Source organism: Bacillus cereus group sp. BfR-BA-01309 (assembly GCF_022664315.1).
Taxonomy (GTDB): domain Bacteria; phylum Bacillota; class Bacilli; order Bacillales; family Bacillaceae_G; genus Bacillus_A; species Bacillus_A mobilis.
This window is the reverse complement of sequence record NZ_JAKUHE010000023.1, coordinates 41,690-50,966: the sequence shown is the minus strand read 5'-3', so window position 1 is coordinate 50,966 and position 9,277 is coordinate 41,690. Positions and strand designations below refer to the sequence as shown.

The window sequence follows — 9,277 nt, the reverse complement described above, 5'->3', positions numbered from 1 at the left end:
GCTTGATAATAGGAGGTAACGATACTGCCTCGTGTGGAGTGTTATACCCCTCGTCCCTTTGGGGCTGCGAGAACACGATGAAGCACTAACTCGTGTAAATTTGATTAAATTGTATAGATTTAGTTAAGTTTATCGTATCGGAGTGCAAACTTATTTATGAACAAATGGATCTTGCTTATAATCTTATTATTACCACCACTATACATTCTTTATATGACGTTTCGAATGAAGAATGTTGCTCGTGAAAAATTGAGTAATCACTCTCCATACGTTCTTATATTAGGTGCAAAGTTATTTGGAGATAGACCGTCTTTATCTCTTCAAAACCGTTTGGATGTAGCGTTGGAATATTTATATTCCCATCCAGAAGCGAAAGTAATTGTTTCAGGTGGTCAAGGGGAAGATGAAGATATACCGGAAGCTCATAGTATGAGAAACTATTTAATGGTACATGGTATAGAGGAGAGTCGTATTTTAATAGAAGATCAATCTACAAATACGTATGAGAATGTAAAGTTTAGTATGGATTTATATAATGTGAAACATGCGGTAGTTGTAAGTAATACGTATCATTTATATAGAACGAAAATAATTGCAAAGCGTTTAGGCATGAAGATGGAGGCACTAGCCGCTGAAACACCAATGCGATCTAAGAGGAAAATGTATGTACGTGAATATGCTGCAGTAATGAAAACAATATTGTTCGACCGTTAGAGCTCAAATGGGAGCTCTTTTTTTGTAGAATAATGCGTATCATTTGAAATGAATTCCATCTTCCATCAAAATAAAGGAAACAACGATAAAGGAGTTGTATTTGTGATTCAATTTAATCATGTGTCAAAAGCGTATGAAGATGGCACGAAAGCAGTGGATTCATTGCATTTAGAAATTAAAAAGGGAGAGTTTTTTGTCCTTATTGGTCCGAGTGGTTGCGGGAAAACAACGACAATGAAAATGATTAATCGTTTAATTGAAACGACTGAAGGATCGATTTTAATCGATGGAAAAGATATTCAACAATATAATATAAACGAGTTACGTTGGAATATAGGATACGTGTTGCAACAAATCGCTTTGTTCCCGCATATGACAATTGCAGAAAATATTGCAGTTGTTCCTGAAATGAGAAAATGGAGCAAAGAAAAAACAAAAGCCCGTGTCGATGAATTGCTACAGATGGTCGGGCTAGATCCAGACGTATATCGCGATCGTATGCCTGATGAATTGTCAGGAGGTCAAAAGCAGCGCGTTGGTGTTATACGGGCATTAGCCGTAAATCCGAAAATCGTTCTTATGGACGAACCATTTAGTGCATTAGATCCACTAAGTAGGGAGCAGCTTCAGAAGGATATTGTACAATTGCAAAAAAAGATTCAAAAAACAATTGTATTTGTAACGCATGATATGCAAGAAGCGTTATCGCTTGGCGATCGTATTTGCATTATGAAAGAAGGAAAAGTTGTTCAATTAGATACACCAGAAGGAATTGTACATAATCCGAAAAATGAATTTGTAGAGGAGTTCATTGGAAATCGTGGACGACCTTGGTATGAGGGCATGAATATAGGAGATGTAATGCCGCTAGACGATCGCACACGAGTTGAAGGGATTGCTTTATCTTTGCATTCTCCTTTACAAGAAGCACTTATTCGCTTACAAGCTGAAGAATCAGTGCCAGTTGAAGAAAATGGTCAATATGTTGGAACTTTAACAAGTCGTCATATTGTCAATTACATAGTTGAACAAATGAAGGAAAGAGGCTAAACAGTGACTGATTTTATACAAACGTTCCAAGAACGAAAAATAGAATTACTTACTGCATTAAGTGAGCATTTACAAATATCGCTTATTTCATTATTTTTTGCAGTAATTATTGCAGTGCCGCTTGGCATTTTATTAACGAGAAAAGAACGAATGGCGGAGTTTATTATAGGAACTTCTGCAGTTATGCAGACGGTCCCATCACTGGCATTACTCGGACTTTTAATTCCATTAGTAGGAATTGGAAAACTTCCAGCTATTATTGCATTAGTTGTGTATGCACTATTACCTATTTTACGAAATACATATACAGGAATAAGGGAGTTAGATGAATCTTTAATCGAAGCAGCGAGAGCTATGGGGATGAATAGCTGGAGAAGACTGTGGAAGGTAGAGCTTCCTCTTGCATTACCAATTATTATGGCCGGTATTCGTACGGCGATGGTATTAATTGTTGGAACGGCTACATTAGCAGCTCTTATAGGTGCTGGGGGGCTCGGTAAACTCATATTGCTAGGTATCGATCGAAATGATCATGCACTTATCATTTTAGGGGCCGTACCAGCCGCGTTACTCGCTTTATTCTTTGATGTAGTACTTCGAGTACTTGAGAGTCCAAAACGCTCTTCTAAGCGTGTTATATTGACGATATGTATTGTTTGTATAATGATTGCTTCTCCATTTCTTTGGAATACACAAAAGAAAGATATTGTTATTGCTGGCAAACTTGGATCAGAACCTGAAATTTTAATTCAAATGTATAAGCAACTTATCGAACAAGATACCGATTTACATGTAGAATTAAAACCAGGTCTTGGAAAAACAGCATTTGTATTTGAAGCATTGAAATCAGGTGAAGTAGATATATACCCTGAATTTTCGGGAACAGCTTTATCTACTTTCGTGAAAGAAGAGCCAAAAAGCACAAATCGGGATGAAGTATATGAGCAAGCTCGCACTGGAATGGAAAAGAAATACGATATGGTGATGTTGAAGCCGATGGAGTATAACAATACGTATGCACTAGCTATGCCGAAAAAAATAGCAGATCAAAATAATATAAATACAATTTCTGATTTAGGAAAAATGGCACAGGATGCGAAAGTAGGATTCACATTAGAATTTGCTGATCGTGAAGATGGTTATAAAGGAATGCAAAAATTATATAACTATAAGTTTGCAAATGTGAAAACGATGGAACCGAAACTACGTTATAGTGCAATTCAATCAGGGGATGTTAACGTAATCGATGCATATTCAACTGATAGTGAACTTGAGCAATACGGACTGAAAGTGCTAAAAGATGATAAAGGATTATTCCCACCATACCAAGGTGCACCGTTATTAAGAAAAGAGACGTTACAGAAATATCCTGAACTTGAAAAAGTATTAAATAAATTATCTGGGAAGATTACCGATGAAGAAATGCGAAAAATGAATTATGAAGTAAATGTGAATGGTAAAGGTAGTGAAGAAGTAGCAAAACAATTTTTACAAAAAGAGAATTTACTTCGTTAATTTTACAAGAAATATACAAATTTATATGTATGAAATGACCGTTCATTACAAAATGAACGGTTTTTTTGTGCATACTTATACATTTTTTCAAAAAAGTATTCCATTTTTCTTCATTTTCTTTTAGAATAAGTAATGTTTTCCTGAAAAAATATAAGAGAAACGTCTATTAGAGAAAAAGGTGACTTTAATAGTTGAACGAACATAACACCTAGAATGACAGATGGGGTGGTACAAATAGAAAAGAAGTTAGGATTTTTTCCATTAATTGCATTAGTAGTCGGAACAATGGTTGGTGGCGGTGTTTTTAGTTTACCGCATGATTTAGCAGTAGGAGCAAATAGCGGCTCTATAATAATTGGCTGGTGTATTACAGCGATGGGAATGATTCCACTCGCGCTCGTATATCAAACGTTAGCAAGACAAAAACCAGAGCTTGAGGGCGGAATTTATAGTTATGCACGTGCTGGTTTCGGTGAATATATTGGATTTAACAGTGCTTGGGGATACTGGTTAGCAGGAATTTTAGGAAACGTTGCAACAATCATGTTACTGTTTAGTACATTAGGTTATTTCTTCCCAATTTTTAAAGGTGGAAATAATGTTGCGTCTATCGTAGGAGCATCACTTTTATTATGGACACTTCATTTTCTAATTTTATTTGGAATTCGTGAAGCATCTATTATGAATGTTATTGCAACGATAGGGAAATTAGTTCCAATCGTATTATTTATTGTTGTAATGGTAACAGCGTTTCGCTGGGATACATTTACACATGATTTTTGGGGAGAAGGAACGATCTCAGTTTCCTCTATACTGGGCCAAGTGAAAAATACAATGCTTGTAACTCTTTGGGTTTTCATTGGGGTTGAAGGAGCGGTTGTATTATCTGGTAGAGCGAAAAATAGCCGAGATGTTGGTAAAGCGACAGTACTTGGACTTATTTTAGTAATGTCTATTTATATTTTAATTTCTGTCTTGTCAATGGGAGCGATGTCAAGAGGAGAGCTTTCCGTGTTAGAAACTCCGTCAATGGGACATGTATTAGAGCATGTTGTTGGGACATGGGGCGCAGTTGCGATTAACATCGGATTAGTTGCTTCACTTGTAGGTACATTAATAGGCTGGTTTTTACTTGTTTCTGAAATTTCCCACGTAGCAGGAAAAGATGGCGTGTTTCCGAAAGTCTTTACGAAAACAAATAAAAAACAAACGCCACATATGGCATTATGGATCTCAAATGGCGTTGCCCAAATTATATTTATAATCGTTCTGTTTTCAGAATCGACATATCAAATTATGTATTTCATAGCGTCAACATCAATTTTAGTACCATATTTATTATCAGCGTTATTCCAATTCAAATTAGTTATTACAAACGAACTAAAAGATGCAAAAGTAAAAAACGGCTCGTTAGCTTTAATTGCTTCTATTTATTCTGTATGGCTTCTATATGCAGCAGGTTTGAAAAATTTATTACTTGTTTCAATCGTATATGGAATCGGGATTATTGTTTACGTGTATGCAAGAAAAGAAAAAGGAAATCGTTGTTTTAGAGGTATTGAGAGATATGTAATGTGGGCAATTGTTATTGCAGCTATCACATCAATCTATATGTTATTGACTGGAAATATAAAAATGTAAAAGTCCTTTTAAATAAAGGGCTTTTTTCTTTGTCTAGAGAATATTTAATACATAAGATATTCAGGAGGGATGAAAATGGAAGAAAAAGAACAGTTAACCAGAATTGTTGATTTAGCGAGTGAAGTAAGGAAAGTATTAGTGCAAGAATCCTTTTTTAATCATCATCCTGAACTACGAGGAGTGATTGAAAATTTAGCAAGTGCTGTAGAGAATTTGGCGGAATTACAGCAAAATACAGATGAAAACGCTGAAGATCGATTACGATATGTACTTGCTAAAATGAAAATTGCACATAATGCCATTTTACAAGAGAAAAAAGCATTTCCATCTCATTAATATACGTTTTCATTTTGAACCTGGCGGATAACGTCAGGTTTTTTGTTTCTAGTTTTTCGTTTCTCTCATACACTAAGAATAGTATGAAAAAAAGAAGGTGACGAAGGTGAAATTACATAAAGCTCTTCAGCCAAGTTTTATAAAAAGAATGTACTATATGAGGTTTATCGGAAAGTTTACAAAAGCAGAGAGAGAGAAGAATGGAGAGAACTTCTTTGTACAATGCCTATCGCCAATACCATTCACGTTACAAGAGCAATTAAAAAATGAACCATACGTATTTGAAGGTTTATGTAGCAATAAAAAGAATGAAAAAGTCTTTTCGGAATTAAAGAAAAGAAAATTAGAAAAGCAACTGGTTATGTTTCGTCTCTATTACGAGAGAGGACATATATATGTGGAGTTAATTTGTGCAGAAGAACCGCGAGAAATGGCTAATGGCTATAAAATGATTCCAGTACCTAAAGTTTCTGAATACAAAAAAGGAGAGTCTTTAGAAAGAAAACTTGGAAATGGCTATTTGTCATTTCTAATGCCAAAATATCCGAAAGACTTTGAGCCTCCTGAATTATTGTGGCACGATGGAAGGTTATATGGAAATATATCTTTAAAGTCATCATCAATTAGCTCAATTGCCTATTTTGAACAGCAGCGGGAATGTAAGTATATAGACTTTAATGACTGGGTGAAGCATGTAGAAATAGCGGTAGAAGATCAATTGTATTTTGTAAGTAATCACATGTATGAGCAATTAAAAAAACGAATGACTGAAGAAGGTAAGCGTGTAGAAGTAGAGGAAATAAAAGTGCACAAGGATGAATGGGAATGGGATGAGCGTGAATCCGTCTTTTTACAGTATGTAAAAAGTTTTGTACGTAATAAAGGGCTCTATTTGGATGAAACGGACATTTATAATTTCCATATAAGTGCGAAAACAAATATGTTGACGATTCTTGGTGGTATACCAGGCGCCGGGAAATCCCGTTTTGTGCAAGCTTATGCAGAAGCACTTGGATTACAGTATGGGGAAGAATTGGTGTGGATTCCGATTTCACCATCGTATCAAGAACCACATGATTTACTTGGTTATCTTCACCCAAATGGTACTTTTATTGAAAGTGAAACAAAATTAGTTCGGGCGTTAATGAAGGCAAAAGAAAATCAAAATCAGCTTTATATAATCGTTTTTGATGAAATGAATATGTCACATATTGAGCATTGGTTTACTCCATTTCTATCTGTTCTTCAACTTGAAAAGCAAAACCGTATTTTAAATTTGTATGAAGGTGTACAAGAAAAAGAAAATCCAATTCCACCAACAATTGAAATTGGTGAAAATATTATATTTGTAGGTACAGTAAATTTTGATGAAACAACGAAAGAGCTCTCAGATCGATTATTAGATCGGACGAATTTAATAACGTTACAAAAGATTCCGTTTTGTGAGATGTGTATGGAACAAGAGAAAATTGTATTACAACCACCTTTGAAAGTAACTGCAGGAGAATTTCGTATAAGTTGGGTCAGAAATAAAGCGATGATCGAGGTGTTTTCTGAAGAAGAGTTAGAGCTATTAGATAAGTTACATGTTGTATTGTCATCACACGATATGTCAAAGGGAATTTCATTTCGATGTGCAAATGCAATCGCTACTTATTTGCAAAATATACCGTTTCAAAATAATCATTCCTATATGATCAGTAGAGAAGAAGGATTTGATTTACAAATCAAGCAGCGTGTATTGACGAAAATAAGAGGGACTGAAATGATGGTGGGCTCTTTACTTTCTGAAGAAGTAAAAAGGGGGGCGACATTAGTACCTCTTTTACAATCGCAACTTGCAAACAGAGTATCTACATTTGAACACTCTTTAGCATATATAAGAGAAAAGCGTAGAGAACTGGAGTTGTATGGCTATGCAAAATGAAGGGCGATATGAAACAGAAATCGTTGATACGAAAGAAACACTCCCTTTTGTATTAAAGTTAATCATTGGATCGGAGGCAAAAGGGGAAAATATATTATTAAATCGTCTTTGTACATCTACTACAGCATTAGTTCAATGTATTTATAAAGTACAAGAATTAAAACCAATAAGATTGCATTACCATTATGAAAGTCCAATGAATATTACTTTTATATGGAATAAAGTATATGAGGGACAGAAAAATATAAAGGAATCAAAATATGAAATAAATGAAAAAAAACAAAAGGTATTAATATATGAACATGGAAAAACGGAATTCTTTTATCCATGGCGTTGTGGCTTATATCATTTTGAAGTGAATATAGAAGATAAAACGTATTATGGCGCTTTTCAAGTCGTTCCAAAAAATTTTTTTGATGATCAATTTGAAATGATTCAAAACTATGTAAAGTCAATTTTAAATGAGTTGATTTTAGATAGAGGTTATTATAAAAAGACTTTCTCTGCACTCAGTGATATTGAAGATTCTTCTTATTTAGTGTTACTTAGAAAGTTGCCGCAAAAAATGAAAAAGATAAAGCAAATTTTTAAGAAAATAGAATTGAGTTCAAATTTTATACATGAATATAAATGGGAAGAAAAGGAGCGGAAAGCAACGAGAAAAGGAGCCATAGTGGCGGAAAGAAAACCTTATGCAAAAAAATATAATCGTAAGTTTATAGAACAAAAAAATAGTAAGGAAAATGCTTTTCTTAAATTTAAAGCGATGCAATTTAATCTCTATTTACTTGAAGCTGAAAGTTTTTTACGTCAAACAATTGAAATATTAGAAAGAGCAAAAAAGAAGAAATCAGAAGAATTTCAGGCTGTAAAAACGATTATACAAACAATTGAGCGTAATGGATCAGTGACTGATAGAGAGAAACAAAAATATAAAAATATACATTTACTAAAAGAGGCGGATTTGCGAAAAAGTTCTATGAAGATACAAGAATATAAAATATTAGCGCATTTTGTACATGAAAGTGTACAATACTTTCAAACTTTAATGCATTCTCCATTTTGGAGAGAAGTTTCCGAAACGGGTAACATGGACTCACATAATTTACCGATACCACATCAACAACTACTACAGCATTTAGATTTACTTCCACAATATACAGATCAATCTCCATCTTTATTATTTGTTTATAAACCAACATTTTTAGTGTATGAATATTACGCTTTTTTTATCGTTATTTCCATGTTAGAGCAAATTGGTTTTGAGGCTATAAATTCCATCCGTGAACAAATACAAGAACATTTTTATGTAGATGGATTACAGGATGGAACGACAGTTGTTTTACACCGAGAGGATATGAGAGTACATGTCGCATTCAATGATTTAATTGAAACACATCCTCTTATTGCATTAAGTAAAGGGAGTAATTTTTATAATGGAGAAGATACGAAGAAGCCAGATATTCGTTTAGACTGTTATGTAAAGGAAGAAGGGAAATACGTATATCAATCTTCTATTATTATTGAAGTGAAGTATAGCCCAATGTACAATATTTTTCAGCACGTTGGAAATACGAAAGCAACTGAGCAAATGTATAAGTATTGGTCTATCAAATATGTAGAAGAACAGGATGGAAAGAGAGTCTATTATCGAAGGGCCATTTATGAAGTTATTTGTGTATATCCAGGAAGTCATATGCATAGTAAAAAAATTGAGTCCGGGTGTGGTGTGTTCTTACAATTATATCCATATAAAACGAAACAAGGGGAAGAGAAATTAGCCGGAAAACATGGGATGGTACAAATTTTTGAGAAGTGGTTAAAAAGTATGAAGAAGTAAAAGAAATCCTTTTTTATAAAGGATTTTTTTAGATTAAGAAGAATTATATGCAGTATAGAAGGAAGCTTCATATGATTTGAATTTGAAAGTAATATAAATATGGTGTTAGAAGAACGGTACATGAGGGATAAAAGACAATTAAGATGGAATTTAATTCATTTTGCAGAATATAATAAGTTGTAAATATTTTTAGTTGCATACGAAGATGTGTTCTTATATGATAGATAGTGAAAGCGTTATCAAAAACAGAGCGG

At 34.0% G+C, this 9,277-nt stretch carries 7 protein-coding genes; all 7 read left to right on the top strand.

Annotation, left to right across the window (positions count from 1 at the left end; translation table 11 throughout):
- The first annotated feature begins 156 nt into the window (after window positions 1–156).
- Entirely contained in the window at window positions 157–714 is a 558-nt protein-coding gene (locus tag MR115_RS26785) for a YdcF family protein (protein WP_242243299.1), read from the top strand.
- 102 nt (window positions 715–816) lie between these two features.
- Complete coding sequence (locus MR115_RS26780) at window positions 817–1,764, top strand: ABC transporter ATP-binding protein (RefSeq protein WP_242243298.1); 948 nt, start codon at window positions 817–819, stop codon at window positions 1,762–1,764.
- A gap of 3 nt (window positions 1,765–1,767) precedes the next feature.
- A complete protein-coding gene (locus MR115_RS26775) occupies window positions 1,768–3,279 on the top strand; it encodes an ABC transporter permease/substrate-binding protein (RefSeq protein ID WP_097864345.1) in 1,512 nt (503 codons plus the stop codon).
- Window positions 3,280–3,492: 213 nt separating this feature from the next.
- Complete coding sequence (locus MR115_RS26770) at window positions 3,493–4,920, top strand: basic amino acid/polyamine antiporter (RefSeq protein WP_061678438.1); 1,428 nt, start codon at window positions 3,493–3,495, stop codon at window positions 4,918–4,920.
- 75 nt (window positions 4,921–4,995) lie between these two features.
- Window positions 4,996–5,256 carry a hypothetical protein gene (locus tag MR115_RS26765; RefSeq protein WP_000391452.1) on the top strand — a complete coding sequence of 87 codons (261 nt, stop codon included), beginning with the start codon at window positions 4,996–4,998 and terminating at the stop codon, window positions 5,254–5,256.
- Between the two features lie 106 nt (window positions 5,257–5,362).
- Window positions 5,363–7,183, top strand: coding sequence for an AAA family ATPase (locus tag MR115_RS26760; RefSeq protein WP_061678437.1), 1,821 nt, complete (start codon window positions 5,363–5,365; stop codon window positions 7,181–7,183).
- Window positions 7,173–9,023 carry a hypothetical protein gene (locus MR115_RS26755; protein ID WP_242243297.1) on the top strand — a complete coding sequence of 617 codons (1,851 nt, stop codon included), beginning with the start codon at window positions 7,173–7,175 and terminating at the stop codon, window positions 9,021–9,023. The genes MR115_RS26760 and MR115_RS26755 overlap by 11 nt, the downstream gene beginning before the upstream one ends.
- Window positions 9,024–9,277 lie beyond the last annotated feature (254 nt).